The organism is Blautia sp. DFI.6.71 (assembly GCF_020593585.1).
Taxonomy (GTDB): Bacteria; Bacillota; Clostridia; order Lachnospirales; family Lachnospiraceae; genus Blautia_A; species Blautia_A wexlerae.
Map to the genome: position 1 here is coordinate 18,274 of NZ_JAJDMJ010000032.1, position 26,379 is coordinate 44,652.

The 26,379-nt window shown below is 43.8% G+C and carries 24 protein-coding genes, 2 tRNA genes, 1 other RNA gene and 2 pseudogenes; 23 read left to right on the forward strand and 6 right to left on the reverse strand.

What is annotated here, in order from left to right; all coding sequences use genetic code 11:
- The first annotated feature begins 151 nt into the window (after positions 1-151).
- The 4 genes from LJE12_RS13165 to LJE12_RS13175 all read left to right on the forward strand — a co-directional run bounded on the left by LJE12_RS13165 (position 152) and on the right by LJE12_RS13175 (position 2,928).
- Positions 152-1,858: an AAA family ATPase gene (locus tag LJE12_RS13165; protein ID WP_055058720.1), complete on the forward strand. Its 1,707-nt coding sequence runs from the start codon at positions 152-154 to the stop codon at positions 1,856-1,858.
- A gap of 396 nt (positions 1,859-2,254) precedes the next feature.
- Complete coding sequence (locus LJE12_RS13170) at positions 2,255-2,587, forward strand: flavoprotein (RefSeq protein WP_227226824.1); 333 nt, start codon at positions 2,255-2,257, stop codon at positions 2,585-2,587.
- Complete coding sequence (locus LJE12_RS21110) at positions 2,575-2,715, forward strand: hypothetical protein (RefSeq protein ID WP_368219817.1); 141 nt, start codon at positions 2,575-2,577, stop codon at positions 2,713-2,715. The genes LJE12_RS13170 and LJE12_RS21110 overlap by 13 nt, the downstream gene beginning before the upstream one ends.
- 90 nt (positions 2,716-2,805) lie before the next feature.
- A complete protein-coding gene (locus LJE12_RS13175) occupies positions 2,806-2,928 on the forward strand; it encodes a PD-(D/E)XK nuclease domain-containing protein (RefSeq protein WP_242857138.1) in 123 nt (40 codons plus the stop codon).
- 116 nt (positions 2,929-3,044) lie between these two features.
- Here LJE12_RS13175 and LJE12_RS13180 read toward each other — a convergent pair whose 3' ends face one another.
- Both LJE12_RS13180 and LJE12_RS13185 read right to left on the reverse strand, forming a co-directional pair.
- Positions 3,045-4,313, reverse strand: coding sequence for a peptidoglycan-binding protein (locus tag LJE12_RS13180; protein WP_118614361.1), 1,269 nt, complete (start codon positions 4,311-4,313; stop codon positions 3,045-3,047).
- Between the two features lie 137 nt (positions 4,314-4,450).
- Positions 4,451-4,535, reverse strand: a tRNA-Leu gene (locus tag LJE12_RS13185).
- Between the two features lie 197 nt (positions 4,536-4,732).
- Here LJE12_RS13185 and LJE12_RS13190 point away from each other — a divergent pair.
- The 7 genes from LJE12_RS13190 to rnpB all read left to right on the forward strand — a co-directional run bounded on the left by LJE12_RS13190 (position 4,733) and on the right by rnpB (position 12,677).
- The gene (locus LJE12_RS13190; protein WP_008707633.1) at positions 4,733-5,740 is read left to right on the forward strand and encodes a deoxyguanosinetriphosphate triphosphohydrolase; all 1,008 of its coding nucleotides are present in this window, start codon (positions 4,733-4,735) and stop codon (positions 5,738-5,740) included.
- Between the two features lie 23 nt (positions 5,741-5,763).
- The gene (gene dnaG, locus LJE12_RS13195; RefSeq protein ID WP_022380712.1) at positions 5,764-7,560 is read left to right on the forward strand and encodes a DNA primase; all 1,797 of its coding nucleotides are present in this window, start codon (positions 5,764-5,766) and stop codon (positions 7,558-7,560) included.
- A gap of 39 nt (positions 7,561-7,599) precedes the next feature.
- Complete coding sequence (gene rpoD, locus LJE12_RS13200) at positions 7,600-8,727, forward strand: RNA polymerase sigma factor RpoD (protein WP_008707631.1); 1,128 nt, start codon at positions 7,600-7,602, stop codon at positions 8,725-8,727.
- A 10-nt stretch (positions 8,728-8,737) separates the two neighbouring features.
- On the forward strand, positions 8,738-9,445 hold the full coding sequence (locus LJE12_RS13205; RefSeq protein ID WP_022380711.1) for a tRNA (adenine(22)-N(1))-methyltransferase: 708 nt from the start codon (positions 8,738-8,740) through the stop codon (positions 9,443-9,445).
- A complete protein-coding gene (locus LJE12_RS13210; protein WP_008707629.1) occupies positions 9,432-10,214 on the forward strand; it encodes a Nif3-like dinuclear metal center hexameric protein in 783 nt (260 codons plus the stop codon). The genes LJE12_RS13205 and LJE12_RS13210 overlap by 14 nt, the downstream gene beginning before the upstream one ends.
- Before the next feature lie 269 nt (positions 10,215-10,483).
- Complete coding sequence (locus LJE12_RS13215; protein WP_022380710.1) at positions 10,484-12,151, forward strand: nucleoside kinase; 1,668 nt, start codon at positions 10,484-10,486, stop codon at positions 12,149-12,151.
- A 175-nt stretch (positions 12,152-12,326) separates the two neighbouring features.
- An RNA gene (rnpB, locus tag LJE12_RS13220) (RNase P RNA component class A) lies at positions 12,327-12,677 on the forward strand.
- A gap of 51 nt (positions 12,678-12,728) precedes the next feature.
- Here rnpB and LJE12_RS13225 read toward each other — a convergent pair.
- The 3 genes from LJE12_RS13225 to LJE12_RS13235 all read right to left on the reverse strand — a co-directional run bounded on the left by LJE12_RS13225 (position 12,729) and on the right by LJE12_RS13235 (position 14,548).
- Positions 12,729-13,166: an aspartate carbamoyltransferase regulatory subunit gene (locus LJE12_RS13225; protein ID WP_008707627.1), complete on the reverse strand. Its 438-nt coding sequence runs from the start codon at positions 13,164-13,166 to the stop codon at positions 12,729-12,731.
- A complete protein-coding gene (pyrB, locus tag LJE12_RS13230) occupies positions 13,160-14,083 on the reverse strand; it encodes an aspartate carbamoyltransferase (protein ID WP_020993668.1) in 924 nt (307 codons plus the stop codon). Before pyrB ends, LJE12_RS13225 begins: the two co-directional genes overlap by 7 nt.
- A 78-nt stretch (positions 14,084-14,161) precedes the next feature.
- Positions 14,162-14,548 (reverse strand): putative ABC transporter permease, encoded by a 387-nt coding sequence (locus LJE12_RS13235; protein WP_008707623.1) that lies wholly within the window; start codon positions 14,546-14,548, stop codon positions 14,162-14,164.
- Between the two features lie 165 nt (positions 14,549-14,713).
- On the opposite strand from LJE12_RS13235, the gene LJE12_RS13240 reads away from it, so the two are divergent.
- Both LJE12_RS13240 and pheA read left to right on the forward strand, forming a co-directional pair.
- Complete coding sequence (locus tag LJE12_RS13240; RefSeq protein WP_055058718.1) at positions 14,714-15,997, forward strand: bifunctional folylpolyglutamate synthase/dihydrofolate synthase; 1,284 nt, start codon at positions 14,714-14,716, stop codon at positions 15,995-15,997.
- Between the two features lie 21 nt (positions 15,998-16,018).
- Positions 16,019-17,149, forward strand: a complete 1,131-nt coding sequence (gene pheA, locus LJE12_RS13245) for a prephenate dehydratase (protein WP_055058717.1) — start codon at positions 16,019-16,021, stop codon at positions 17,147-17,149.
- Between the two features lie 19 nt (positions 17,150-17,168).
- Here the strand turns inward: pheA and LJE12_RS21115 are convergent.
- Positions 17,169-17,237: pseudogene (locus LJE12_RS21115) on the reverse strand (DUF6783 domain-containing protein); the annotation flags it as partial.
- A 97-nt stretch (positions 17,238-17,334) separates the two neighbouring features.
- Here LJE12_RS21115 and LJE12_RS13250 point away from each other — a divergent pair.
- The 10 genes and pseudogenes from LJE12_RS13250 to LJE12_RS13295 all read left to right on the forward strand — a co-directional run.
- Entirely contained in the window at positions 17,335-18,642 is a 1,308-nt protein-coding gene (locus LJE12_RS13250) for an ATP-binding protein (RefSeq protein ID WP_055058716.1), read from the forward strand.
- A gap of 36 nt (positions 18,643-18,678) precedes the next feature.
- Positions 18,679-20,217 (forward strand): Ppx/GppA phosphatase family protein, encoded by a 1,539-nt coding sequence (locus tag LJE12_RS13255; RefSeq protein WP_055058715.1) that lies wholly within the window; start codon positions 18,679-18,681, stop codon positions 20,215-20,217.
- Positions 20,218-20,231: 14 nt separating this feature from the next.
- On the forward strand, positions 20,232-22,400 hold the full coding sequence (locus tag LJE12_RS13260; protein ID WP_055058714.1) for an RNA degradosome polyphosphate kinase: 2,169 nt from the start codon (positions 20,232-20,234) through the stop codon (positions 22,398-22,400).
- Between the two features lie 273 nt (positions 22,401-22,673).
- Positions 22,674-22,745: transfer RNA gene (locus tag LJE12_RS13265), tRNA-Glu, on the forward strand.
- Between the two features lie 142 nt (positions 22,746-22,887).
- Positions 22,888-23,454 carry an RNA polymerase sigma factor gene (locus LJE12_RS13270; protein WP_227226819.1) on the forward strand — a complete coding sequence of 189 codons (567 nt, stop codon included), beginning with the start codon at positions 22,888-22,890 and terminating at the stop codon, positions 23,452-23,454.
- The gene (locus LJE12_RS13275; RefSeq protein ID WP_055058712.1) at positions 23,441-23,809 is read left to right on the forward strand and encodes a hypothetical protein; all 369 of its coding nucleotides are present in this window, start codon (positions 23,441-23,443) and stop codon (positions 23,807-23,809) included. The genes LJE12_RS13270 and LJE12_RS13275 overlap by 14 nt, the downstream gene beginning before the upstream one ends.
- Positions 23,793-24,419, forward strand: a complete 627-nt coding sequence (locus LJE12_RS13280; protein ID WP_055058711.1) for a hypothetical protein — start codon at positions 23,793-23,795, stop codon at positions 24,417-24,419. Before LJE12_RS13275 ends, LJE12_RS13280 begins: the two co-directional genes overlap by 17 nt.
- The gene (locus LJE12_RS13285; protein ID WP_055058710.1) at positions 24,416-25,039 is read left to right on the forward strand and encodes a PrsW family glutamic-type intramembrane protease; all 624 of its coding nucleotides are present in this window, start codon (positions 24,416-24,418) and stop codon (positions 25,037-25,039) included. The genes LJE12_RS13280 and LJE12_RS13285 overlap by 4 nt, the downstream gene beginning before the upstream one ends.
- A gap of 153 nt (positions 25,040-25,192) precedes the next feature.
- Positions 25,193-25,513: a hypothetical protein gene (locus LJE12_RS13290; protein ID WP_227226818.1), complete on the forward strand. Its 321-nt coding sequence runs from the start codon at positions 25,193-25,195 to the stop codon at positions 25,511-25,513.
- A 21-nt stretch (positions 25,514-25,534) separates the two neighbouring features.
- Positions 25,535-26,379 (forward strand): annotated as a pseudogene (locus LJE12_RS13295) (hypothetical protein); the annotation flags it as partial.

Here is a 26,379-nt window from a genome sequence, read left to right on the forward strand (position 1 = left end):
GTGGCAGTAACTCCTGCTTTACGTTACAAATGTTTCATGTTATCATTATCTAAAATCAGGGAAGCTGTTTTTCGGGGAATTTTTTAACCGAATGCGGATTGCGAATATCCGTTTGACTTGCAAAATCTGGTAATGAAGGAGGATGAAAAATATGCGGAACAGAAAGAAACTGCCAATTGGAATAGATAGTTTTGAAAAAATAATCCGGCATAATTTTTACTATGTGGATAAAACAGAAATGATAACAGAACTTCTTCATAACTGGGGAGAAGTGAATCTGTTTACACGTCCTCGCCGTTTTGGAAAATCTCTGAATATGAATATGCTGCAGTCATTTCTGGAAATCGGATGTGATAAATCGCTGTTTAATGGACTGAAGGTATCCCGTGAAAAAGAACTGTGTGAAGAATATATGGGAAAGTTTCCGGTAATTTCGCTTACATTGAAGAATGTGGAGGGATTAAATTTTGAGTCAGCCCGGAAATCGCTGAAGAATACTCTGGGAATGGAGGCGTGGAGACTTAGTGCTCTGGCAGAGAGCAGCCGCCTTACAGAGGAAGAAAAAAACTCTTATAAAGCATTGACTGTCGTTGATGATCATGGCGATTTCAAAATGTCTGATGCCACAATGGAGAAGGCGCTGCTTATATTAACTGTATTACTGGAGAAACATTATGGAAAAAAAGCGGTTCTTTTGATTGATGAGTATGATGTGCCATTAGATAAAGCGTTCCAGTATGGATATTATGACGAGATGGTATCTTTGATCAGAAACATGTTTGGAAATGTTTTGAAGACAAATTCGAGCCTGTTTTTTGCAGTACTTACGGGATGCCTGAGAATTGCGAAGGAAAGCATTTTTACAGGATTAAATAATTTTAATGTTTTTTCGATTACGAGTGTACAGTTTGATGAGTTCTTTGGATTTACAGATGATGAGGTCGCAGAAATGCTGAAATATTTTGGGCTTTCTGACTACCATGAAACAATCAGGGAATGGTATGATGGTTATCAGTTTGGAAAGAAAGCAGTGTATTGTCCCTGGGATGTGATCAGTTATTGCAGAAATTTATGTGCAGATTCTGATGCGATACCAGAAGATTTCTGGTCTAATACCAGCAGCAACAGCATTGTGAGTCGTTTTATAGATAAAGCGAATAAACAGACGAGAGATGAAATCGAAAACCTGATTTCGGGAGAAACGGTTATAAAAGAAATAAAACAGGAACTGACATATAATGAACTGGATAAATCCATTGAGAATCTTTGGAGTATACTTTTTACAACAGGGTATTTAACACAACGTGAAAGAATAGACAGCAGAAAGTTACGTCTGGCAATTCCTAACAGGGAAATTAAAGAATTGTTTGAACTTCAGATCAGGGAATGGTTTCAGGAAAAGTCATCTGAGGATGTAAAGAAGCTTGATAAATTATGCATGGCTTTTCCAGATGGAGATGCAGAAACGATAGAAGATTTGTTTAACGACTATTTATGGAATACAATCAGTATTCGGGATACGGCAGTTAAGGGAAGAAAAGAAAATTTTTATCATGGAGTTTTGCTGGGGCTGCTAAGTCATATGGAGAACTGGGCTGTCTGGTCGAATATAGAATCTGGTGAAGGTTATTGTGATATTTTACTGGAAGTTCCGGAGAATCGTGTCGGAGTGGTGATCGAGATGAAATATGCTCAGGAAGACAGAATGGAGGCAGCTTGTACAGAAGCTCTGAAACAGATTGAACAACGTCAGTATGCTGCAAGGTTAAAGAGTGACGGGATGAAGAATATTGTAAATTATGGCATTGCCTGTTATCGGAAACATTGTAAAGTTAAGATTGGGAAAGAAAATTCTTAATCTAAGAAGATATCTTAATAAGAAAACAGCTCTGCTGTTCTGAAATTACGGCTCCTCTCAGTGATTATTATTTGTGATACTGAGGGGAGCTTTTTATATCATAGAAGATTATTCTGCAATGTTTCTGTGATGTAACAGTCTTTTGGACAGGATTCTTTCTTACGTATTCCTTGTTGGAATAATCCATGTAAAAAGAAGAATTGCGAAGGAAATAGGAAACGAACGGGTATAATTTGTGCAAATTGTTGGAAAATTTTTTAAACATACTTTAATATGAACGGAAAAGTCAGGAAAGGAAGAAAAATGAGAAAGAGACTTATCATCGGTATGAGTGGGGCTTCCGGAGCGCCCCTTACAATAGAATTGCTGAAACAACTGTAGCAGTATAAAGAAATAATAGAGACACATCTGATCGTGACAAAAGGTGCGGAAATGACGCTGGAACAGGAGACAGATTATACATTGGAACAGCTATATGCTCTTGCGGACGAGGTACATGATAACTATAACATCGGTGCAGGTCCGGCGAGTGGAAGCTACCGTACGATGGGAATGATCGTGATTCCATGCAGTATGAAAACTCTGGCGGGATTCGTAAGCGGGTACAGTGATAATCTCGTTTTACGGGCAGCAGATATAACCTTGAAAGAACGCCGGAAGAAGATATCATTACCAGAAAATGGGCTGAGCAGATATGGGAACTTGTCAAACAACCGGTGTCTGTGCTAGCAGGAGTACATTATGATAATCTGGAAAAGGAACAGTTGATGGAAGTAATCCGGATATTAGATCAACTGCTCGAAAACTTAGAACAAGAACTGCGATTGCGGAATACAAAATGTAGTCAAAACGTATAAGAGAAACATAGAAATACAATGGTGCTATAATTTTTTCAGATAACGAAATCAGGAGTTTATGTCGGACTGGAAAAAGCCTGTGAAAAAGCAATGAACCAGATTCGGGAGCTGCGTTATGATGAACGGCTTCGTAATGAAGACAGAAATGATATTCTGGCATATGGAATTGCTTTTTGTAAGAAGAAATGCAAGGTAGTTGTCGAAAATTTATAAGGAATGAGGTAATCTTAAAAAGATGATATCTGAAAAGGGAAAGGGATAGGTGATAGATTCTTGCGCATCAGTTCTTTGCAGGCTGATGCGCATATTTTGTCTGCTTTGCTACAACCCTAACGCAACTCAGCAATCCTGCTGACTGCCACGTAGATCTCCTGGATTTTGTACCAGGTTGGATAATCTACGATCCCTGTCTGGTCCAGACCGAAAATGCTCTGGAAAATCCTGACGGAATTTTGGGTCTCAGGTCCGTAAATTCCATCTGCGGTAACAACAGGGACAGCAGGATAAGCTTCTGCGATTGTGTTTAACTGTTCCTGAATCTGTCTTACCTTATTTCCGGATGCACCGATATCCAGATCATATCCCGGCCAGGAGGCGGGGATGCCAGAGATTGCTTCCGCCACATTGATATACATATCATTTCCGTAAAAAGTCCGTAGGATTTCAATGGCAGAGTATCCCTGATCGCCCAGTGCTTTGCTTCCCCATTGTGTCATCCATCCTCTGTTTCGACATTGTACCTGTTTGCCGTCACAGTACTGGGTAAGGATTGGCTGACGTACATTTGGCCTGGAAAGATAATTCTCGAATAATTCATCTACAATGCGGTCAATGCTGGCAAAGATATTCCTGCCATAGATCCATTTGTGATCATAGGCAGTGGAGGAAGTGATCGTAAAGTCATAACCTTTGTTCCGGTACCATTCCGTATAAACCCTGTTCAGAGTAAAAGACATGATAGCCAGAATATTTGCCCGGATGGTGTCGTCGGGCCAGGTGGCATAGATTTCGCTGCTGGCTACATTTTTGATGTAATCTTTGTAGCGTACATAATAATTGCCTGCAGCGGAATCGTTGACAGGCCCATCGTGTACCACTATATATTCAGGGACAACGACCTTGCTTAATACGATTTCGCCGTTTTCGTTTATTGGTTTTATCTCGGCTTCTTCGATTTTGGGAGGATATTCATAGAACAACGTATGCGGAGGAATTACAATTCTCTGGAAAGTTTCGCTGGATTCCATGACATTCAGCGTTGTTGGCTGTCTGGATAAAGTATCTGCTAATACCTGGCTTCCTGCGATTTCTTTGGGTTCAAAGCCTTCTGCTTCGATCTGAATGGTATATTCTGAGTATGGCTGCTGTTCAACCGGTTCCATACTATATTCCAGAGGTGGAGTCTTAAGTTCAATGACAGGAGTGCGTCCGGAGGAATCTGTTGCCACTTCTTCAATGGTACTGTCGGGTGCTCCTGTGTAGGAGATTCTGACGCGTGCGTTTTCTATGGGACGATTGTTCAGCCGGTCTGATACGGTAACCTGATATTGTCCTGTATCTATATTTTCCTGCTGCATCTGCATATGATAAAAAGCCATACAAGCTCCTGTAGATAATGCTTTCCTGATAAATTATGCAGGGGATCGGAAAATGGTTACCTGAGAAAAGAATTATTGTAGAAAAAAGAATAAAAAAATAAGGCACCATGACTTCTCATAGTTCCTCATTCTTTAAATGCGGAAGATGGGACTTGAACCCACACGAGCGCAATGCTCACAAGATCCTTAGTCTTGCTCGTCTGCCAGTTCCGACACTTCCGCATATCGCATTTTCATGGGATTCTTTTGATCTCCCTCGCGACAAGTGATACTATATCAAATGTAAAAGCTAATGTCAACACCTTTTTGAAAAAAATATAAAAAAATTTCAATTTTTTTTTGAAAAAAAGAGGAATTTGAAATTTTATGTAGAATATAATTAATAAGAGGTATTTTGTCAGCTTGTGGAGGTATCGCTTATGAATATCAGAGAAAGCATGGAACAGCGTGAACAAAAGATGCTCAGTCCTTATGCTGCTTTGAGTCTTTGTTCCAGAGGCAGAGAGCGGCAGGAGGAAGAATGCGATGTACGGACTGTCTATCAGAGAGACAGGGACAGGATCCTTCATAGTAAAGCTTTTCGCAGGATGAAGGATAAGACACAGGTTTTTGTGGCACCCCAGGGTGACCATTACAGGACCAGACTGACACATACTCTTGAGGTATCACAGATTGCCAGAACAATAGCGAAGGCACTGAGACTGAATGAAGATCTTGTAGAAGCGATCGCACTTGGACATGACCTGGGACATACTCCTTTTGGACATGCAGGTGAGAGGGCTCTTGATGCAGTGAATCCGGATGGCTTTGCCCACTATAAACAGAGCGTCAGGGTTGCACAGATACTGGAGAAGAACGGCGAAGGGTTGAATCTCACATGGGAGGTCCGGGATGGTATCCTGAATCACAGAACCAGTGGGAATCCGTCTACTCTCGAAGGACAGGTAGTAAGACTTTCGGACAAGATCGCCTATATTCATCATGATATGGATGATGCACAGCGGGCGGGGATTATTTCTGAGGATGATATTCCGGTCACGCTTCGGATGCTGCTCGGTTATACAACCAGAGAGCGGCTCAATACATTTGTTCATGATGTGATAGAGAACAGTCTTGAGCAGGATACCATAAAGATGTCAGCAGAGATCTACGAGGCAATGATGGATCTGCGGGCTCTCATGTTTCAGAATGTATATGAGAATCCGGCAGCCCATAAGGAAGAGGAAAAGGTAGTGAAGATGCTGACGGAGTTATATGAATATTATGTCGAACACCCGGAAGCAATGTCAACAGAATACAGGGAGCTGATCGTGCGTGGAGAGAAGAAGGAACAGGCAGTATGTGACTATCTCTCAGGAATGACAGACCAGTATTCTATAAGGAAATTCCGGGAGATTTACATACCAAAAGCATGGGAAGTCTATTAATCAATCAAGAAGGAGGACGAAGCATGCGTTATTCAGACGATATCATTGAAGAAGTCAGGATGAAGAATGATATTGTAGATGTTGTATCCCAGTATGTGAAGCTGAACAAAAGAGGAAGTACCTATTTTGGACTTTGTCCGTTTCATAATGAGAAAACTCCCTCTTTTTCGGTAACACCGGCGAAGCAGATGTATTACTGCTTTGGATGCGGAGCAGGCGGGAATGTATTTAATTTTGTGATGGAATATGAGAATTATACCTTTGGGGAGGCACTGAAGCATCTGGCAGACAGGGCAGGGGTGCAGCTTCCGAAGATTGAATATTCCGGAGAAGCAAAGAAGAAAGCAGAACGTCGGGCTGCCCTTCTGGAGATCAATAAGCTTGCAGCAGGATATTTCTATTATCAGCTGCGTCGTGAGAGTGGCAGACAGGCACATGAATATCTGACAGGCAGAGGACTCAGTGAGGAGACGATCAGGAAGTTTGGCCTGGGATATTCGGATAAGTACAGTGACGATCTGTACAAATATCTGAAGTCAAAGAATTACAGTGACGAACTGCTGCGGGATTCCGGCCTGTTCAATGTGGATGAACGCAGGGGAATGTATGACAAGTTCTGGAACAGGGTTATTTTCCCGATCATGGATGTGAATAACCGCGTGATCGGATTTGGAGGCAGAGTGATGGGTGACGGAAAGCCGAAGTACCTGAACTCGCCGGAGACTACGATCTTTGATAAAAGCCGGAATCTGTACGGGCTGAATGTTGCAAGAACCACGAGAAAAAATTATCTGATCCTGTGTGAAGGATATATGGATGTGATATCCATGCATCAGGCAGGGTTTACCAATGCGGTGGCATCGCTGGGAACGGCACTTACTTCCGGACATGCAAGTCTGCTGAAGCGTTACACTCAGGAGGTATTGCTTCTGTATGACAGTGATGATGCAGGCGTGAGGGCTGCCCTTCGTGCCATTCCGATCCTGAGGGAAGCAGGTGTTTCTTCGAGAGTGGTAAATCTTAAGCCGCATAAAGATCCGGATGAATTTATCAAGGCACTTGGAGCGGAAGAGTTTGAGAAACGTCTGGAGCAGGCTATGGACAGCTTTATGTTCCGCATACATATGGCAGAGCGGGAATTTCCAATGGAGGAACCCCAGGGACAGAACCGTTTCTTTGAGCGGTGTGCGCAGATGCTTCTGGAGCTTTCCGATGAACTGGAGAGAAATCTTTATATAGAAGCAATCGTAAAGGATTACAGAAGCAGTGGGATCAGTGTGGAGAATCTGAAAAAGAGAGTCGGAGCTCTTGCGATGAAGGGAACTCCGGCAGAGCAGAGAATTCAGCCTAAACCTGTGGGAGCAGGTCAGCAAAAGAAGAAGGAGAGTGCAGCAGAGAAAGCACAGAAGCTGATGCTTACCTGGCTGGTAACTTATCCGGGCATATTTGACACAGTGGAAAAATATATCCAGCCTTCAGATTTCGTGGTTCCTCTGTACAGGCAGGTGGCAGAGATGCTTTACCAGCAGCACAGGGATGGCGATGTGAATCCTGCAAGGCTGATGAATGCTTTCATTGACAGTGAAGAGCAGAGAGAGGTTTCATCCCTTTTTAATGCAACGATCCATCTGGAGACTCCGGAGGAACAGAACCGGGCTTTCTCGGATGCTGTGATCAGGATTAAGGATGAGAGTCTGAAAGAGAGAAACAGAACCTGGGATCCCACAGATATACAGGGACTGCAGGAACTTGTAAAAGCAAAGAAAGAACTGGAAGAGCTTGGAAGAAAGCGGCAGCAGCTGCATATTTCTTTCGAATAAGGATAAAATATAAACACTATATGGAGGTATAGAGCACATATGGAAATGAATATGGGTAAATTCAGTGAAAAACTGGTAGAACTTCTGGAGCTTGCCAAGAAGAAAAAGAATGTACTGGAATACCAGGAAATCAATGACTTCTTTAAGGATCAGCCACTGGGAGTTGAACAGATGGAGAAAGTATTTGACTTTCTGGAAGCCAGTGGAGTGGATGTGCTTAGGATTACAGACAGTAATGCAGATGATATGATCCTGGATGATGACGATGCAGACATTGATAAGCTGGATGAAGAAGAGATTGAGCTTGACAAGATCGATCTTTCTGTTCCTGAAGGTGTAAGCATCGAGGATCCGGTACGTATGTATCTGAAGGAAATTGGTAAGGTTCCGCTTCTTTCAGCAGAAGAGGAAATCGAACTTGCAAAGAGAATGGAGAATGGGGATGAGGCTGCCAAGAAACGTCTGGCAGAAGCAAACCTTCGTCTTGTTGTCAGCATTGCAAAGAGATATGTGGGACGTGGAATGCTTTTCCTTGACCTGATCCAGGAAGGTAACTTAGGTCTGATCAAAGCGGTTGAGAAATTTGATTACCGCAAGGGTTATAAATTCAGTACCTATGCTACATGGTGGATCCGTCAGGCGATCACCAGAGCAATCGCAGACCAGGCACGTACCATCCGTATTCCGGTGCATATGGTTGAGACTATTAACAAACTGATCCGCGTTTCCCGTCAGTTACTGCAGGAGCTTGGACGTGAACCTACGCCGGAAGAAATTGCAAAAGAGATGGATATGTCTGTAGAGCGTGTACGTGAGATCCTTAAGATCTCCCAGGAGCCTGTATCTCTGGAGACACCTATCGGTGAGGAAGAGGACAGCCACCTTGGAGACTTTATCCAGGATGACAATGTACCTGTACCTGCAGATGCAGCAGCATTTACTTTGCTGAAAGAGCAGCTGGTAGAGGTTCTGAGTACATTGACAGACAGAGAGCAGAAAGTATTGCGCCTGCGTTTTGGCCTGGACGATGGACGTGCCAGAACTCTGGAGGAAGTTGGTAAGGAATTTAATGTAACAAGAGAACGTATCCGTCAGATTGAGGCAAAGGCGCTCCGCAAGCTTCGTCATCCGAGCCGTAGCCGTAAACTGAAGGATTATCTGGACTAAGGAGCCTGTTATGCAGCTTTCATTACGTTTGTCTGCAATAGCAGGCCTGGTGACCAGGGGAAACAGACTTGTGGATGTGGGATGCGATCATGGATACCTGCCGGTTTCGCTTTATCTGGATGGAAAGATTCCGGGTGCGATTGCCATGGATGTAAGAAAAGGCCCGTTGTCCAGAGCGCAGGAACATATTTCTCAGTATGGACTGGACGCATACATAGAAACCCGGCTTTCAGACGGACTTGAGGCTTTGAAACCGGGAGAGGGCGACACTCTTGTGATTGCAGGAATGGGCGGCCCTCTCATGGAGAGGATTCTTACTGACGGGGCAGAGGTCAGGGAGAGCTTTCGGGAAATGATCCTGCAGCCTCAGTCAGATATCCCCCATTTTCGCAGATTTGTCAGAAAAATCGGCTGGCAGATCACAGAGGAGGAGATGGTTCTGGAGGATGGCAAGTTTTATCCTATGATGAAGGTAATTCATGGAGAAAAGATGCATATTTCAGAAGATACTCCTTATACTTTAGATGAGTGGTTTGGAGGAATGCTTCTGGAAAGAAAGCATCCTGTTCTGCGGGAGTATCTGGAAAGAGAGCTTCGCATCCGCAATGAGATTCTTGACAGATTAAAGAATGCGCCCAATGCAGAGAAGCGTGCGGGCGAGATAGAGGAGGAAAAGCAGGCAGTTATTGTTGCTTTAGAGGAATATGAAGGCATATGAACTGACCTCCTGGCTGGAGAAGAAGTACCCGTCAGATGCAGCAGAGGACTGGGATAACGTAGGACTTCTCGCAGGAGATGATACAAATGAGATCAGCCATGTGTTTCTGGCTCTGGATCTGACAGAGGAAACACTGGCTGAGGCCATAGAGGATGGGGCAGATATGATCATTACCCATCATCCCATGATCTTTTCCGGAATTAAGAAGATCAATAATCACAGCTTTACAGGAAGAAAGATCCTTACGCTGATACAGAAAGGAATTGTTTATTATGCGATGCATACCAATTATGATGTGCTGGGTATGGCGGATCTGAGTGCAGACTATACGAAGATGCATGATACCACAGTCCTTTCCGTAACTGAAGAGAGAGAGGGGGAAGTACAGGGCTTTGGCAGAGTTGGGAAACTTCCCCGGGAAATGACGCTGAGAGAGTATGCACAGCTTGTCAAAGAGTCTTTGAAGTTAAATGATGTAAAGGTTTATGGGAATCTGGACAGCATGGTAAAATGTGCTGCTGTATGTACAGGATCAGGCAAGAGCATGATCAAGGATGTCATTAAGGCCGGTGCGGATGTGTATGTGACCGGTGATATCGACCACCATACAGGAATTGATACGGTTGCGCAGGGACTGGCGCTGATCGACGCCGGACACTACGGAACAGAATATATTTTTATGGATGCAATGAAAAAAGAACTGACACAGGCATTTCCGGAACTGAAAATCTCCTGTGCAGAGGTAAAGAGCCCGTACACGATTCTGTGATACGGGTTCTTACCATATAATAATGAAATTATAAATGAAAATTGGCTGATCTGCCTGTTGGCAGCGGAGCCGATGTTACTGTTCATACACCACTATCCCGCGAGGTGTTTTGGTATGAATATGCCAAAATCCCGAGACATACAAGCCAAAATTCTATTGCCGCAGGCAATCTGGAATGAATTTTGGCTACGTTACTGAGAACGGAGTGAACAGTAACAATCTGATAACTGTATTTACTTGTCGGTATAGCAGAAATGGAGGCAGGATTTATGGGACAGAAAATGTATAACGTTACGATACAGGGAATAACAAAACAATATCCTGAGAAGATTCCTTACAGTGAGATTGTAAAGGAATACGAAGGAAGTACGGATGCACCTGTAATGCTGGTGATCGTAAATGGCAGGCTGAGAGAACTGCATAAGCATCTCAAGGCAGACTGTGAGATTGAATTTGTGACATCCAAAGATCCGATCGGACACAAAACTTATTGCAGAAGTGCAAGTCTGATTCTTCTGAAAGCAATTTATGATGTGGCAGGGCAGGAAAATATAGACAGTGTAGTAATCCATTATTCTGTAGGCAGCGGCTATTATTTTACAATGAAAGGACCTATGGCGCTGGATCAGGAATTTATTGATAAGGTAAAGGCGCAGATGCACAGGATCGTGGACGAGAATCTTCCCATTGTAAAGCGAAGCGTAAGCACCAGTGAGGCAGTTGCACTTTTTCATAAGCATCATATGTATGACAAAGAGAAGCTGTTTAATTACCGCAGAAGCTCTGCGGTGAATCTTTACAGTATTGGAAGTTTTGAGGATTATTTCTACGGTTTTATGGCGAACCATACGGGATATATTAAGACGTTTGATCTGTTTTTGTATGAGGGTGGTTTCGTATTGCAGCTTCCGACTCAGAATGAACCGGACCGGATACCTGAATTTAAACCGAGAGAGAAGATTTTTCGTGTGCAGAAGGAATCTCAGGAATGGGGAGATAAACTGGATATTGCGACAGTCGGTGATCTGAATGAAAAGGTTACCAGAGGCGGTATCCAGGATATTTTGCTGATCCAGGAGGCTATGCAGGAGGCGAAGATTTCGGAAATCGCATCTGAGATTGCCGCAGCCGGAAACAAGAAGTTTGTTATGATCGCAGGTCCGTCTTCTTCCGGAAAGACTACGTTTTCACACAGGCTGTCCATTCAGCTGGCTGCCCATGGAATGAAACCGCATCCGATCGCAGTGGATAATTATTTCATTGACAGGCATCTGACTCCTGTAGATGAGTTTGGGGAAAAGAATTTTGAGTGTCTGGAAGCGATTGATGTGGAGCAGTTTAATAAAGATATGCTTGAGCTTTTGGAAGGAAAAAGGGTAGAGATGCCGGTTTTCAATTTCAAAACAGGAACCAGAGAATATAAAGGTGATTTTCTGCAGCTGGATAAAGACGATATTCTGGTGATCGAGGGAATTCATGGATTGAATGACAGGCTCAGCTATGCGCTGCCAAAGGAGAGCAAATTTAAGATTTATCTCAGCGCTCTGACTCAGCTGAATATTGATGAACATAACAGGATTCCTACTACGGATGGCCGTCTGATCCGCAGAATTGTAAGAGATGCCCGCACCAGAGGGACTTCTGCGAAAGAGACAATTGCAAGATGGCCGTCTGTGCGCAGAGGTGAAGAACAGAATATCTTTCCGTTCCAGGAGGATGCAGATGTGATGTTTAATTCTGCGCTGATCTATGAACTGGCATGCCTGAAAGTATATGCGGAACCGCTTTTGTTTGGGATTGCCAAGGACGAACCGGAGTATACAGAGGCGAAGAGGCTGCTGAAGTTCTTTGAATATTTTGTTCCGGTGCCAAGCGAGGCAGTGCCGAATAATTCGATTTTAAGAGAATTTATCGGTGGAAGCTGCTTTAATGTGTAAAATAGTAGAATGAAAGTTACTGTTCACACGCCACTATCCCGAGACATACAAGCCAAAATTCCATTGCCGCAGGCAATTTGAAATGAATTTTGGCAACGTTACTGAGAACGGAGTGAACAGTAATGAATGAAATTTCTTTACAAGTGAAAAAAAACGTGCTAGAATAGCACTTGCGCAACCAGGCCAGGTAATCGCGGCTGAACAGACGAAAGGGTTCAGACGAGGAAAGTCCGGGCTTCGCAGGGCAGGATGCCGGATAACGTCCGGTGGAGGTGACTCCCAGACCAGTGCAACAGAAATAAACCGCCTCACTTGCTGAGGTAAGGGTGGAAAGGCAGTGTAAGAGACTACCGCCGTCCTGGTAACAGGCCGGGCACATGTAAACTCCATTTGAAGCAAGACCGAATAGAAAGCGATACGGCTGCCCGTCGTGCTTTCAGGTGGGTCGCTTGAGCCTTATGGCAACGTAAGGCCTAGACAGATGATTACCCAATGACATAACCCGGCTTATCGGTCTGATTGCGTACAAAAAAACAGAACGGATTTCTTCCGTTCTGTTTTTTTGATATGTGTTTTATTATTTATTGCGTTTACCTGTGTATTTCTCTTCGCAGTATTTACATCTGTAAACTTCTTTCTCTTTATCTGCAAGAACAAAGATCTGGTCGAGTCCCTGTTCAATGGAAGTGATGCAGCGTGGATTCTTGCATTTGATCACGTTGACAACCTGATTCGGGAGTTTCAGTTCTTTTTTGGCAACGATCTTCTCGTCCTTGATTACGTTTACAGTAATGTTATGATCGATAAAGCCGAGAATGTCAAGATCGAGATTCTCAACCGGGCATTCAACCTTGATGATATCTTTCTTACCCATTTTGTTGCTGCGCGCGTTTTTGATGATGGCAACGGTGCAGTCAAGTTTATCAAGCTTCAGATCATGATAGATAGTCATGGCCTTGCCTGCTTTGATATGGTCTAATACATAACCTTCGCGAAGTGCTCCAACATTTAACATGGTAATTTTACCTCCAGTAATGTGAGAATCAGGGCCATACGTACATATACACCGTACTGTGCCTGTTTGAAATAAGCTGCTCTCGGGTCTGCATCCACCTCTGTTGAGATTTCATTTACACGTGGAAGCGGATGAAGAATGTACATGTCTTTTTTGGCAAGTTCCATTTTCTGTTTGTCCAGAATGTAGAAATCCTTCATGCGGACATAGTCTTCTTCGTTGAAGAAACGTTCTTTCTGTACACGTGTCATGTAGAGGATATCAAGATCTGGTAAGGCATCTTCCAGTCTCTCTACTTCCTGAAATTCGATATTGTTCTTTTTCAGAACATCCTCGCGGATATAGCTTGGGATGCGAAGCTCTTCCGGTGAGATCAGAATGAATTTTACATTTGTGTAACGTACAAGTGCTTCGATCAGGGAGTGAACTGTACGTCCGAATTTCAGGTCGCCGCACAGACCAATGGTCAGATTGTCCAGACGTCCTTTCAGGGAACGGATGGTAAGTAAGTCGGTTAATGTCTGGGTAGGATGTTGATGACCACCGTCGCCGGCGTTGATAACAGGAATAGAAGAAGCCATAGAAGCTACTAACGGAGCACCTTCTTTCGGGTGGCGCATAGCACAGATGTCAGCGTAACAGGATACAACGCGGATTGTATCGGCAACACTTTCACCCTTTGAAGCGGAACTGGAATCAGCTGATGAAAAACCAAGAACTTTACCGCCAAGGTTCATCATAGCAGCTTCAAAGCTGAGACGGGTACGGGTGCTTGGCTCATAGAATAAAGTTGCCAGTCTTTTATCATCGCAGACATGTGCGTATTTATCAGGGTGTTTCTCAATATCGCTGGCCAGGTCAAGAAGAGTATTTAACTCATCAACAGACAGATCCAGCGGACTCATTAAGTGTCTCATTTCATACCTCCATATTTTACTGGTTCAGGAATTTTTATTTAATCCTTCATAACATCATATAATAATCAGGTGCTTTTTTCAAGAGAGTTTTCCAAGTATTTTCTCAAAAAAAAGTCCGGCTCCGAACCAGAGGGGAGCGTAGTCCGGTCTTATCAGTCCCCGGTAATTCAGGGGAGTGTTGCTGTAGTCCCAGGGACACATATGAAAACAGCGCAAAAGAGCACCGCTGATAAATTCTACGAAAAAAAATCCGACAGTATAAATGCAGCCGCGGACAAAAAGCGGGACAGCAGAAAGTTTACCGGAGAGCGGGCGGATGATGGCACCGCATCCGTAAATGGGAAACATTAAAAGGGAAGTTTTTCCTGTCATGGTAAGTTCTCCTGAAAGGATGGAATGCAGTCCGGTCCAGAGGATTTCCATGCACCAGCCCGTCAGACCGCAGAGAATGAAAGCTTTTTTCATAGGTAACGCTCCTGTATAAATTTCTATGATTCTAGTATTGCCTGCCTTGAAAAAAACATACACGTAGGATATAATGAGAACACGTTATTACACTATAGCAATGAGGTGCCTTATGCGCAAAAGGAACGTGTGGAGGGGATCTCATGGAAATAAGAGGAGTTTATTATGAATTATCAGGAAAGCCGGGAGTACATAGACAAAATCACCCGGGAAATTCCCAGTGTCCTGGGACTGGATCATATGCGTGAGCTGATGAAACGTCTTGGAAATCCACAGGATGATCTGAAATATGTGCATATAGCCGGTACCAATGGCAAGGGTTCTGTCATTGCTTTTTTGTATTCTGTTTTATCCGGTGCGGGATATCGCATTGGAAGATATGTTTCGCCTACCCTGTATTCCTACAGAGGCAGGATGGAAGTTTCGGGAAGCAGGATCAGCAGAGAGGACTTTGCTGCTTATATTACACAGGTGTCTGATGTTATTGCTGCTATGACAAAGGATGGTTATCCTCATCCCACTGCATTTGAAATAGAGACTGCGGTGGCATTTCTGTTCTTTAAAAAAGAGAATTGTGATCTCGTTTTGTTGGAAGTGGGAATGGGCGGAAATCTGGACGCTACAAATATTATTAAGAATACGCTGCTGGCAGTGCTGGTATCGATCAGTATGGATCATATGTCTTTTCTTGGAAATACTCTGGCACAGATCGCAGAGAAGAAAGCCGGGATCATCAAAGACGGCTGCAGAGTGGTGACTGCCAGACAGAAGCCGGAAGCAATGCAGGTGATCGAGAGGATCAGCAGAGAACATGGTGCAAAATGTACCATAGCAGATGCTTCTGAGGCAGAGATGTTAAAGGAAAGCTGCCTTGGACAGACAATCCGGTACAGGGGTGAAGAGTATGAGATTCCGCTGGCAGGTGTTTATCAGAAGGAAAATGCAGTAGTTGCACTGAATGCTTTAAAAGTATTGGACGAGCTGGGCTTTTCTACCGCTGCGGAGCAGAAAAAAGAAGGGCTTCGCACAGTAAACTGGAACGGACGGTTTACAGTTATCTGTAAAAAACCGCTGTTTGTGGTAGACGGGGCTCATAATCCTGCTGCTGCGGATATGATGGCAGCTTCAATAGAGCATTATTTTAAGGGAAAACGGATCATCTATATTATGGGAGTGTTTGCAGATAAGGATTACAGAAGTGTGATTCAGAAAACTGCGCACTTTGCAGACCGGATACTTACGATCCAGACTCCGGATAATATAAGGGCGCTGCCTGCCGGAGAGCTGGCGAAGACTGTCAGTGAATACAATCCCAATGTACAGGCAATGGATACGATTAAAGATGCAGTGGAGGAGGCTTTTTCACTTGCCGGGGAACAGGATGTGATCATTGCCTTTGGTTCTCTTTCCTTTATCGGAGAGATGACTGATATTGTAGAGAATTTGTGAAAGTAAAAAGGTATAACATAAATGATAGATTTACAGGAATGCAGAAATGAAATAGATAAGATCGACAGCGATATCATACGTCTTTTTGAACAGAGAATGAAGGTGTGTGAGGATGTTGCAGAATATAAGATACGTACAGGAAAGAAGGTTCTGGATCCGGAAAGAGAGAGACAGAAGCTGGAGGTCCTGAGAGGTAAGGCGCATGGAGAATTTAATCAGCTTGGTGCGCAGGAGCTTTTTCAGCAGATCATGGCGATCAGCCGTAAGAGACAGTATCAGCTTCTCACAGAGCATGGAATCGAGGACGATGAGAAACTGGAAATGGTAGATGCACTTCCGCTGAAAGATGTAAGAGTTGTCTTTCAGGGTGTGGAAGGTGCATACAGCTATGCTGCAATGAGGGAATATTTCCAGGACGATATTGAGAGTTTTCATGTAAAAACCTGGCGCGATGCAATGGAAGCAGTTGTGGAGGGAAGAGCAGACTATGCGGTACTTCCCATTGAGAATACAACTGCCGGTATTGTGGCTGATATTTATGATCTTCTTACAGAGTATGAGCTGAGTATTGTAGGAGAACAGATCATCCGTCCGGAGCATGTACTTCTGGGACTGCCGGATGCTGAACTGGAGGATATCAGACAGGTATGTTCTCATCCTCAGGCACTTTCCCAGTGCGGAAAATATCTGGAAACTCATCCGGACTGGAAGAAGAAAGAAATGGAAAATACTGCCGGTTCTGCCAAGAAGATAAAAGAAGACAATGACAAGACGCAGGCAGCTATTGCCAGCAGACAGGCAGGAGAGCTTTATGGACTGAAAATCCTGGCTGAGAATATCTGCTATAACGGACAGAATGCCACACGTTTTGTGATCGTGAGTAAGAAACCCATTTATGTGAAGGATGCCCATAAGATCAGCATTTTCTTTGAACTGCCTCATGAGAGCGGAACTCTTTACAATATGCTGTCCCACATTATTTATAATGGACTGAATATGACGAAGATTGAATCCCGTCCGATCACAGGGAAGAACTGGCAGTACCGTTTTTTTGTTGATTTTGAGGGAAACTTAAAGGACAGTGCAGTGAAGAATGCCCTGAGAGGAATTGAGGCAGAAGCTGACAGAATGAGAATTTTGGGAAATTATTAAAAATCATTTCCATAATGCCAGAGCGTGTTTGAAAAATCATTTCCACAATCTGCACGTCCCACTTTGCGGTATATTTTGCGTAAAGCATTTTTCAAACACACTCTGGTACATCGTTTTCGAAATAATTATACCACTCACAGCAGAACAATAAGATAAAACAACAAGGTAAGAAGGAAGTAATAAAAATGGCTAGATTAAATGAATGCATCTTATACCGTGACTTTGAACATGGAGAAATCCTTGATAAAATGGCAGAACTGATGAATGCCTGGGAACAGAAAGCACCTGATCTGAAAGAAAAGGAAGGGCTGTTCTTTGAGTGTGCCAACGGACTGGTGGAAACTGCCGGCGCTTATGGCTTTTCCGGAAATTTATGGCACTGTTATCTGACATTTCTTCTGGTAAATAATGAAAATGCATTCAGTACAGCCTGTGAGATCAGAGGGGCTGTCAACGGAAGTATTAATGAACTGGCACTGAATGATTTCGGTGTGTTTAAAGAACTGTATGATTTTGATCTGACTGTACTGGATGAGGCATTTGGAATTTCCTGCTGTAAGGTTCTCGGTGATTATACCAACACCGGAAGTAACAGCAAGATGTTTAATTCCCGTATCAGAGACCGTATCTGTGATCTGAGCAAAACGCTGGCAGCAGCGGAGTCCACAGAGGAATTTATGAAGGATATGGTACAGTTTTATAAAGATTTCGGCGTAGGCAAACTGGGCTTACATAAGGCGTTCCGTGTTGGACATGATGAGAATGACAATGTAGAAATCCAGCCGATCACAAGAATTGCTCATGTGAAACTGGAAGATCTGGTAGGATATGAAATTCCGAAGCAGAAGCTGATCGAGAATACAGAAGCCTTTGTAAGGGGCAGAAAGGCAAACAACTGTCTGCTTTTTGGTGATGCGGGTACAGGTAAATCCTCAAGTATCAAGGGAATCCTGAACCGTTATTATGATGAGGGACTTCGTATTATCGAGGTGTATAAGCATCAGTTTCAGGATCTGAATGATGTGATCGCCCAGATTAAGAATCGAAACTACAAATTTATTATTTATATGGATGATCTGTCATTTGAGGAATTTGAAATCGAATATAAATATCTGAAGGCAGTGATCGAGGGCGGCCTGGAGAAGAAACCGGACAATATCCTGATCTATGCAACAAGTAACAGAAGACATCTGGTAAGAGAGAAATCCAGTGACAAGCTGGAGATCATGGATGATGACGATCTGCATTCCTCCGATACAGTGCAGGAGAAGCTTTCACTGGTTTATCGTTTTGGTGTCCGTATTTACTATGGTGCACCGAGCAAAAAGGAATTCCAGACAATTGTGAAAGCTCTCGCAGAGAGAAACGGAATTACTATGCCGGAGGACGAGCTGCTTCTGGAAGCAAATAAGTGGGAGCTTTCCCATGGAGGACTTACAGGAAGAACTGCACAGCAGTTTATCGACCATCTGCTGGGTGTGGAGAAGGAATAAAAAAGCAAATAGATGAATGGTAAAGGGGGAACGCATATGGCAGTCATGACATTTGCAGCCATTGACATCGGATCTTATGAAGTCAGCATGAAGATCTTTGAGATGTCAAAAAGAATTGGTTTTCGTGAACTGAATGATGTCAGATACAGTCTGGAAATCGGAAAGGGTGTCTATTCTGACGGAAAGATCGACTCAGAAATGCTGAATGTTTTATGTGAGGTGCTGAATGATTTTAAGAGGCTGATGCAGGACTTTGGGGTGGAAGAATATCGTGCCTGCGGCACCAGTGCATTCAGAGAACTTGTGAATCCGCTGCTGATCATTGAACAGATCTATCAGCGAACAGGAATGAAGATAGAAATCTTAAGCAGTGCAGAACAGCATTTCCTTGGATACAAATCAATTGCTGCCATAGAAAAGGGATTCAAAAAGATGATCCAGAAAGGCACCGCGATCCTGGATGTGGGCGGCGGCAGCCTTCAGGTTTCCCTCTTTGACAAAGATGCGCTGGTCACTACCCAGGGACTTAAAATGGGAAGTTTAAGAATCCGACAGCGTCTGCAGGAACTGGAGAAAACAACCATTCATTATGACAAGCTGGTTGAGGAATTTATCCGAAATGACCTGATGAGCTTCCAGCGTCTATATCTGAAAGACAAGGATATCAAGAATGTGATCCTGATGGGAGATTTCATCACAGATATGATCTTCCAGGAGGAAATGGAAGATAAGATCATTACAAGGGAAGAATTTATGAAACGCTATGAGGATACGGTAGGAAAATCTGTTGATCTGCTGGCTCAGGAAATGGAGATCGATCCGGAGTATGCGTCCCTTGTAGTGCCGACTATGGTAGTGTGCAGAAACTTTATCGATATTTTTAACGCAGAATCTCTCTGGGCTCCGGGTGTTTCTCTGTTGGATGGAATTGCCTATGATTTTGCAGAGAAAAAGAAATTTATCAAGAGTGTGCATAATTTCGAGAATGATATTCTGGTTACTTCAAAGAATATCGCGAAACGCTATTCCAGCAGTAAGAGTCACATTCAGGGAACGATGAATCTCTGCCTGAATATTTTTGACAGCATGAAGAAAGTTCATGGCATGGGTTCAAGAGAACGTCTGTTACTGCAGATCGCGGCACTGCTCCATGACTGCGGCAAATATATCAGCATGGAAAATGTTTCTGAGTGTTCTTATCAGATCATTATGTCCACAGATATTATCGGTCTGTCCTCTCTGGAACGCCAGATGATCGCGTGTGCGGTCAGATTCAATAATTCTGCGTTTGTTCACTACGATGAACTTTACAGTATGGGAATAGCGATTGACAGAGAGAGCTATATCAAGGTAGCAAAGATGACTGCGATCCTTCGTCTGGCAAATGCCATGGACAGAAGCCATTATCAGAAAGTAAAAGGGATCAAGACAGCGCTCAAGGACAGAGAACTGCAGATGATCGTGGATTCCGCACAGGATATTTCCCTGGAACTAGGACTGCTGAAAGATAAAGTCGCATTTTTTGAAGAAGTATTTGGCATTCGTTTGGTTCTCAGGCGTAAGGGCAGAGCATAAAGGAGGATGAACTTATGGATCTTGGAAAATTTGAAAAAAAAGAGTATTTCGTAAACCGTGAGCTGAGCTGGCTCAAATTTGACGAGCGTGTTCTGAGTGAAGCAAGAGATAAAAATCTTCCTTTATTTGACAGACTGAAGTTCCTGAGCATTACCGCATCCAATCTGGATGAATTCTTTATGGTGCGTGTGGCGTCTCTTAAGGATCAGGTGCATGCAGGATATCATAAAACAGACATTGCAGGAATGACAGCCAAGGAACAGTTAAAAGAAATCAGTGTCCGTACCCATGAACTGGTTCATGTACAGTATAATACTCTGAACCGTTCTCTGATCCCTGCGCTTGAGAAAGCAGGAATGCACCTGGTGGCAGCCCATGAGAATCTTACAGAAGCACAGAGTGCATTTGTAGACAGATACTTTGAGGATAATGTATATCCGGTACTTACACCGATGGCAATGGACTCTTCCAGACCGTTTCCACTGATCAGAAATAAAACATTGAATATCGGCGCTCTGATCTCCAAGAAGGAGAAGAGTGATAAACTCAACAAGAAAGATAAAGCAGGAGAGCTTTTGTTTGCTACAGTGCAGGTTCCGTCTGTGCTTCCAAGGGTGGTGCAGATTCCGTCAAAGAAGGATGGAGATACCACAGTGATCCTGCTGGAAGAGATTATTGAAAGAAATATTGACAAACTTTTCCTGAGTTATGATGTAATATGTGCTCATCCTTACCGTATTATGCGTAATGCGGATCTTACCATCGATGAAGATGAGGCAGAGGATTTGCTGGTGGAGATTCAGCGTCAGTTAAAGAAACGCCAGTGGGGCGAAGTTATCCGTCTGGAAGTAGAGGATAAGATGGACGAACGCCTGCTGAAGATCCTGAAGACGGAATTTGACATCAAAGAGGCAGATGTTTTTGAGATAAACGGACCTCTGGATCTTACCATGCTGATGAAAGTATATGGTGCGGATGGCTTTGACGCTTACAAGACACCGAGATATCAGCCGGCACCTGTACCGGAATTCCAGAATGAGAAGGATATTTTCCAGGTGATACGTGAGGGCGATGTATTCCTGCATCATCCTTATATGAGCTTCGATCCTGTTGTAAATTTCGTGCGTCAGGCAGCAAAAGATCCGGATGTTCTGGCTATCAAACAGACTCTGTATCGTGTCAGCGGCAATTCACCGATCATTGCTGCCCTTGCGCAGGCAGCAGAAAACGGCAAACAGGTTTCCGTACTGGTAGAACTGAAAGCCCGTTTTGATGAAGAGAATAATATTGTATGGGCGAAGAAGCTGGAGAAGGCAGGATGTCATGTAATCTATGGTCTGGTAGGTCTTAAGACACACAGCAAGATCACACTGGTTGTGCGCAGGGAAGAGACAGGAATCCGCCGATATGTGCATCTGGCAACCGGAAACTACAATGATTCCACTGCCAAACTCTATACAGACTGCGGTATCTTTACCTGCGATGAACGTTTTGGTGAAGATGCAACAGCAGTATTTAATATGCTCTCCGGATATTCAGAACCGAAGAGCTGGAATAAGCTGATCGTAGCGCCGATCTGGATGAAAGACAGATTCTTAAGCCTGATCGAACGTGAGGCAGAGAATGCGAAGAAAGGACTTCCGGCGTTGATCCGTGCAAAGATGAATTCCCTCTGTGATCCGAAGATTATTGCAGGATTGTATTGTGCATCTTCCTGCGGAGTTCAGGTGGAGCTTCTGGTAAGGGGTATCTGCTGTCTGAAAGTAGGAGTGCCGGGAATCAGTGAGAATATTCATGTCCGTTCTATTGTAGGGGAATTTCTGGAGCATAGCCGTATTTTCTATTTTGAAAACGGCGGAAACCCGGAAATCTATATGGGAAGTGCGGACTGGATGCCGCGTAACCTTGACCGCCGGGTAGAGATTGTTTTTCCTGTGGAAGATGAGAAGATTAAGAAAGAACTGGAGCACGTACTTGATCTGGAGTTTAAGGATAATGTAAAAGCTCATATCCTGCAGCCGGATGGAACTTATGTGAAACCGGATAAACGAGGCAAAGCCCAGATTAACTCTCAGATGGAATTCTGTATGGAGGCAACTGAGAAGGCTGCACTTCATAAACACGAAGAAAAGAAATCCCGTGTATTCATTCCGGCAGAGCCAGCGGAGGATATAGAGGAATAAGAAACAAGAAACAGTCAGAAACAGAAATAAATAACTGGGAAATGCCATGTGATTATATGAAACATGGCATTTCCTTTTATGCTATGTTTCGATTATTATAGATTGATAAAAAGTTTTTTTACGCAGAAAACCTGTAAGTACGGGCTTTTCTGAGGGGAAAATTCGCGAAAAATAAAAAAATTTAAATTTTTTAAAAAAAGTACTTGCATTTTAGAAAAAGATGGTGTATATTAAATGAGTCGACAGCGAAGAGCAAACGACAGACAAACAAATGGCCAGTTGGTCAAGGGGTTAAGACGTCGCCCTCTCACGGCGAAAACACGGGTTCGATTCCCGTACTGGCTGCTACGAAATAGTGAGAATTTAACCAGAGCTTAAGCTCTGGTTATTTTTTTTGTCAGGGATTTCCCCTGACATGTTGTATGTCTTTGTGGACAAAAATGATTGAAGAACCAGGAGATTTCATCTGACAACAGAGGAGTAATATTTGGAAAGGAAGAACGATATGGCCACTGATGAAGAACTTTATGGGCAATATCTGTGCGGTGATGAGACAGGACTTGAACTGTTGATAAAAAAATACGGCGATCCGCTGACCTTATACATTGATGGTTATCTGCATGACGTCCACGAAGCGGAAGATTTAATGATGGAAACCTTTTCCTGGCTGTTTACGAAAAAGCCCCGCATCCGGGATGGATGTTTTAAGGCTTACCTCTATAAAGCAGCGCGGCATATGGCTTTACGTCACAAAAGCAGACGGCGGGTTTTCTTCAGTCTTGATGACCTGACCAGAGAACCGGAGGCACAAACGCTGGTGGAGGAGATCGTCCGCACAAAAGAACGGAATCAGATCCTGCATCTCTGCATGGACGAGTTAAATCCAGATTATCGGGAGGCCCTTTATCTGACCTATTTTGAGGGTATGAGCTATCAACAGGCAGCTGAGGTTATGGGGAAAAGTGTAAAGCAGATCACAAATATGGTGTACCGGGGGAAAGAGCGTTTACGCGGATTATTGAAACGGGAGGGTATTACAGATGCTGAAAAATGAGGAACGGATTGCTGAGGTAAAACGGCGTATTGCAAAAAAAGAACAACAGCAGAGAATGCGGCGCAGACGGATTATCTCTGCTGTCTGTATAGCGGCATGCTTTGCAGTGATCGTTGGGGTTTCCTTTGCCATGCCCGGTATTGTCGGACAGATCGAACCCGGTACTTCTTCAGGCTTTGAAACTGCGGCAACGATTTTGGGTGGCAGCACCGCACTGGGATATATGGTGATCGGACTGCTGGCTTTTATTCTCGGCGTGTGCGTGACTGTTCTGTGCTTCCGCATCCGTCAGCTGAACAAAGAGGAGCAGACAGAGATGAAAAAGGAGGACAATGGGGATGGAACTGTTCAGTAACTTTTTTCAAATTGCTGTTACCCTGCTGGGCTTTTGTATGAGTGGCATTCGGTATCTGAAAGATCGAAAACAGGCATATTTCCTGCTGACCTGTTTTTACGGATGCTTTGCCCTTGGCTCTCTTTACTGGACGCTGTATCTGCTTTTGTTTTCTGAAACACCACAGGTCTTTTATGTGTCAGAGTTCGGCTGGGTAGCCAGTGTGGTTTTCCTTTATCTTCTGCAATACACCCTTTCTTCTGATGAGGAAAGAAGATTTTCGACAGGAAAAGCCCTGATTGCTCCTTTGATCGGTGTTCCGCTTTGTGTGTTTTACTGTACCTTTGGGGATGTTCTCTCCAATCTGCTCTGGTGTGGCATGATGATTGTTGTTTCTTATCATTCCATCCGGGGTCTTGCTTATGCGCAGATACAGACGGGAACAGCGTGTAAGATGCGGTATTTCCACATTGGGGTACTGTGCTATGTGGCGATGGAGTATGTCCTTTGGATCTCCGGCTGCCTGTGGCCGGGCTATTCCATTTCCGCTCCCTATTGCTGGTTCGATCTTCTGCTTACAGGCTGCCTGTTTGCACTGCTGCCAGCCACAGGAAAGGCGGTGCAGGTATGACATATATTGAAAACGTATTTCTTTGCATGGCCTCACCCCTGCTGATCGCTGCTATGTGCATGGGAAAGCGGCAGAGAAAATTCTTTCTGTTCTGCTTTGCCGGGATGGGTGCCTGTCTGCTTTCCGCTTACATCAACACCTTTTTCGTTGCACTTTATAAAGCGGACACCTTTGCAGCTACCACAGAGATCGCCCCGGTGGTGGAGGAAGTGATGAAACTTCTGCCATTGCTCTTTTATCTGCTGATATTTGAGCCGAAAGCGGAGCAGATCAAAAATGCAGCCGTGATCACAGCTCTTTCTTTTGCCACATTTGAAAACGTCTGCTATCTGATCCAAAACGGAGCCGGTCATTTTTCTTTTATTTTCTTCCGGGGTATTGGGACAGGAGCCATGCACGTGATCTGTGGGGCCATTGTCGGCGGTGGCCTTGCATATGTGTGGCAGAGAACATGGTTGAAGATTGCCGGAACCTGCGGTCTGCTGGGAGCAGCAATCACCTTTCATGCAATTTATAATCTTCTGATCGCCTATGGCGGTGCAGCACAGTATATTGCTTATCTGCTGCCTGTACTGATCCTGGCAGCGGGAAAACTGATCTTCCGCAGTTCGATACAATAATATAACCTGATTTTTCCTCTTTTGGGAGCTGTTTCGGCAGCTCTCAAATTTTTTTGAAAAAATTTGATTTTCAGGTGAGAGTTTTTCACTTTTTTTGTACCTATATAAGTGAAAGACTTTTAAGACTGTTTTTGTGGAAGGAGGTTGGAAGGCATGTACGATACAGAAGAGCGTATCGAATTGGTAAAAAAGCGAATGTATGAATATCACCGCCGCCAGGAGCGGCGCACAGTCTGTCGGCTGTCTGTTCTGTGTACCCTGTTATTCCTGTCTCTTGTGGGAGCAATGGGGATAATGCAAAACAAGCCAATAAACGTTACGGGAATGTACGGCACAATCCTGCTTCATGAGGACGCAGGCGGTTATGTGTTGGTGGCTGTCATTTCCTTTACGGTGGCAGTCGTGATTACCACATTATGTATCAAATTCAGAAAAAAAGGACAAAAGAGTCAGGATGCAGAAAATCATGTATAAAGAAAGGAAAAGGTGAAAAGTATGAGGAAAAAATTATTAGCCGGGATGCTGGCACTTGCACTGTGTTCTACAAATATGCCCCTTCAGACCATATTTGCGGAAGAATTTACTTCCGGAAATCAGGATGTAGTGTCTGAGGAAGAAACTCCGGAGATTTTTACCAATGAGGAGCTGGAAGCGGCAGGAGAGACAGATGAGGAACTGTCTGTATTCAGTTCAGACGAGGTTCCTGAATTTAATGATGCCCCCGATGAGGCAATGGCTGCTGCGGAAAATGAACAAGCTGGAGAAATTGATTTAACTACGAGCAATAAAGTTGTGAATGGAGTTTATACTATAAGTTCGGCAGGAGATCACAAATTCATATGTAGCCAGGAAACAGGAAATAGAATTGTGGTTGATGGAGCAAATATTTCGGCGAAAGACAAAATCAACATTTATCTTATTAACGTAAGTATCAATACAAGTGTTGATTCGGCACTGCGAATAAAGGGAAATGTGGAGGCTGCAGTCACTATCCATTTAACAGGCACAAATAGTCTTATAACAAAGGATAACGTGTGTGCCGGTTTACAGAAAGATAACAAAGCTCAGCTTATAATAAAAACCAATAATTCAGACGCTACTGCAGGAATCTTAAATGCTCGTAGTATCGATGGGGATAGCGCCGGAATTGGTGGCGGCTATTACGGCACCGGCTCTTGCAGTAATATTATTATTGATAGTTGTTCTGTAATTGCTAGTTCTAAGTATGGTGCTGGAATTGGTGGCAGCAAGGGACACGCTGGCAGTGATATTACCATTAATAATAGTTCTGTAACTGCTAGTTCTACGGATGGTGCCGGAATTGGTGGCGGCGGTTACGG

What these genes read in the sequence shown, in the direction of transcription:
- LJE12_RS13190 (WP_008707633.1), top strand. Translation starts at nt 4,733, where the DNA reads ATGAATATCAGAGAAAGCATGGAACAGCGTGAACAAAAGATGCTCAGT.
- LJE12_RS13235 (WP_008707623.1), bottom strand. Translation starts at nt 14,548, where the DNA reads ATGAAAAAAGCTTTCATTCTCTGCGGTCTGACGGGCTGGTGCATGGAA.
- LJE12_RS13225 (WP_008707627.1), bottom strand. Translation starts at nt 13,166, where the DNA reads ATGTTAAATGTTGGAGCACTTCGCGAAGGTTATGTATTAGACCATATC.
- LJE12_RS13280 (WP_055058711.1), top strand. Translation starts at nt 23,793, where the DNA reads ATGGAACTGTTCAGTAACTTTTTTCAAATTGCTGTTACCCTGCTGGGC.
- LJE12_RS13205 (WP_022380711.1), top strand. Translation starts at nt 8,738, where the DNA reads ATGCAGCTTTCATTACGTTTGTCTGCAATAGCAGGCCTGGTGACCAGG.
- LJE12_RS13240 (WP_055058718.1), top strand. Translation starts at nt 14,714, where the DNA reads ATGAATTATCAGGAAAGCCGGGAGTACATAGACAAAATCACCCGGGAA.
- LJE12_RS13180 (WP_118614361.1), bottom strand. Translation starts at nt 4,313, where the DNA reads ATGGCTTTTTATCATATGCAGATGCAGCAGGAAAATATAGATACAGGA.
- LJE12_RS13210 (WP_008707629.1), top strand. Translation starts at nt 9,432, where the DNA reads ATGAAGGCATATGAACTGACCTCCTGGCTGGAGAAGAAGTACCCGTCA.
- pyrB (WP_020993668.1), bottom strand. Translation starts at nt 14,083, where the DNA reads ATGAGACACTTAATGAGTCCGCTGGATCTGTCTGTTGATGAGTTAAAT.
- LJE12_RS13165 (WP_055058720.1), top strand. Translation starts at nt 152, where the DNA reads ATGCGGAACAGAAAGAAACTGCCAATTGGAATAGATAGTTTTGAAAAA.
- LJE12_RS13290 (WP_227226818.1), top strand. Translation starts at nt 25,193, where the DNA reads ATGTACGATACAGAAGAGCGTATCGAATTGGTAAAAAAGCGAATGTAT.
- LJE12_RS13255 (WP_055058715.1), top strand. Translation starts at nt 18,679, where the DNA reads ATGGCAGTCATGACATTTGCAGCCATTGACATCGGATCTTATGAAGTC.
- LJE12_RS13215 (WP_022380710.1), top strand. Translation starts at nt 10,484, where the DNA reads ATGGGACAGAAAATGTATAACGTTACGATACAGGGAATAACAAAACAA.
- LJE12_RS13285 (WP_055058710.1), top strand. Translation starts at nt 24,416, where the DNA reads ATGACATATATTGAAAACGTATTTCTTTGCATGGCCTCACCCCTGCTG.
- LJE12_RS13175 (WP_242857138.1), top strand. Translation starts at nt 2,806, where the DNA reads ATGAACCAGATTCGGGAGCTGCGTTATGATGAACGGCTTCGTAATGAA.
- pheA (WP_055058717.1), top strand. Translation starts at nt 16,019, where the DNA reads ATGATAGATTTACAGGAATGCAGAAATGAAATAGATAAGATCGACAGC.
- LJE12_RS13250 (WP_055058716.1), top strand. Translation starts at nt 17,335, where the DNA reads ATGGCTAGATTAAATGAATGCATCTTATACCGTGACTTTGAACATGGA.
- dnaG (WP_022380712.1), top strand. Translation starts at nt 5,764, where the DNA reads ATGCGTTATTCAGACGATATCATTGAAGAAGTCAGGATGAAGAATGAT.
- rpoD (WP_008707631.1), top strand. Translation starts at nt 7,600, where the DNA reads ATGGAAATGAATATGGGTAAATTCAGTGAAAAACTGGTAGAACTTCTG.
- LJE12_RS13275 (WP_055058712.1), top strand. Translation starts at nt 23,441, where the DNA reads ATGCTGAAAAATGAGGAACGGATTGCTGAGGTAAAACGGCGTATTGCA.
- LJE12_RS13260 (WP_055058714.1), top strand. Translation starts at nt 20,232, where the DNA reads ATGGATCTTGGAAAATTTGAAAAAAAAGAGTATTTCGTAAACCGTGAG.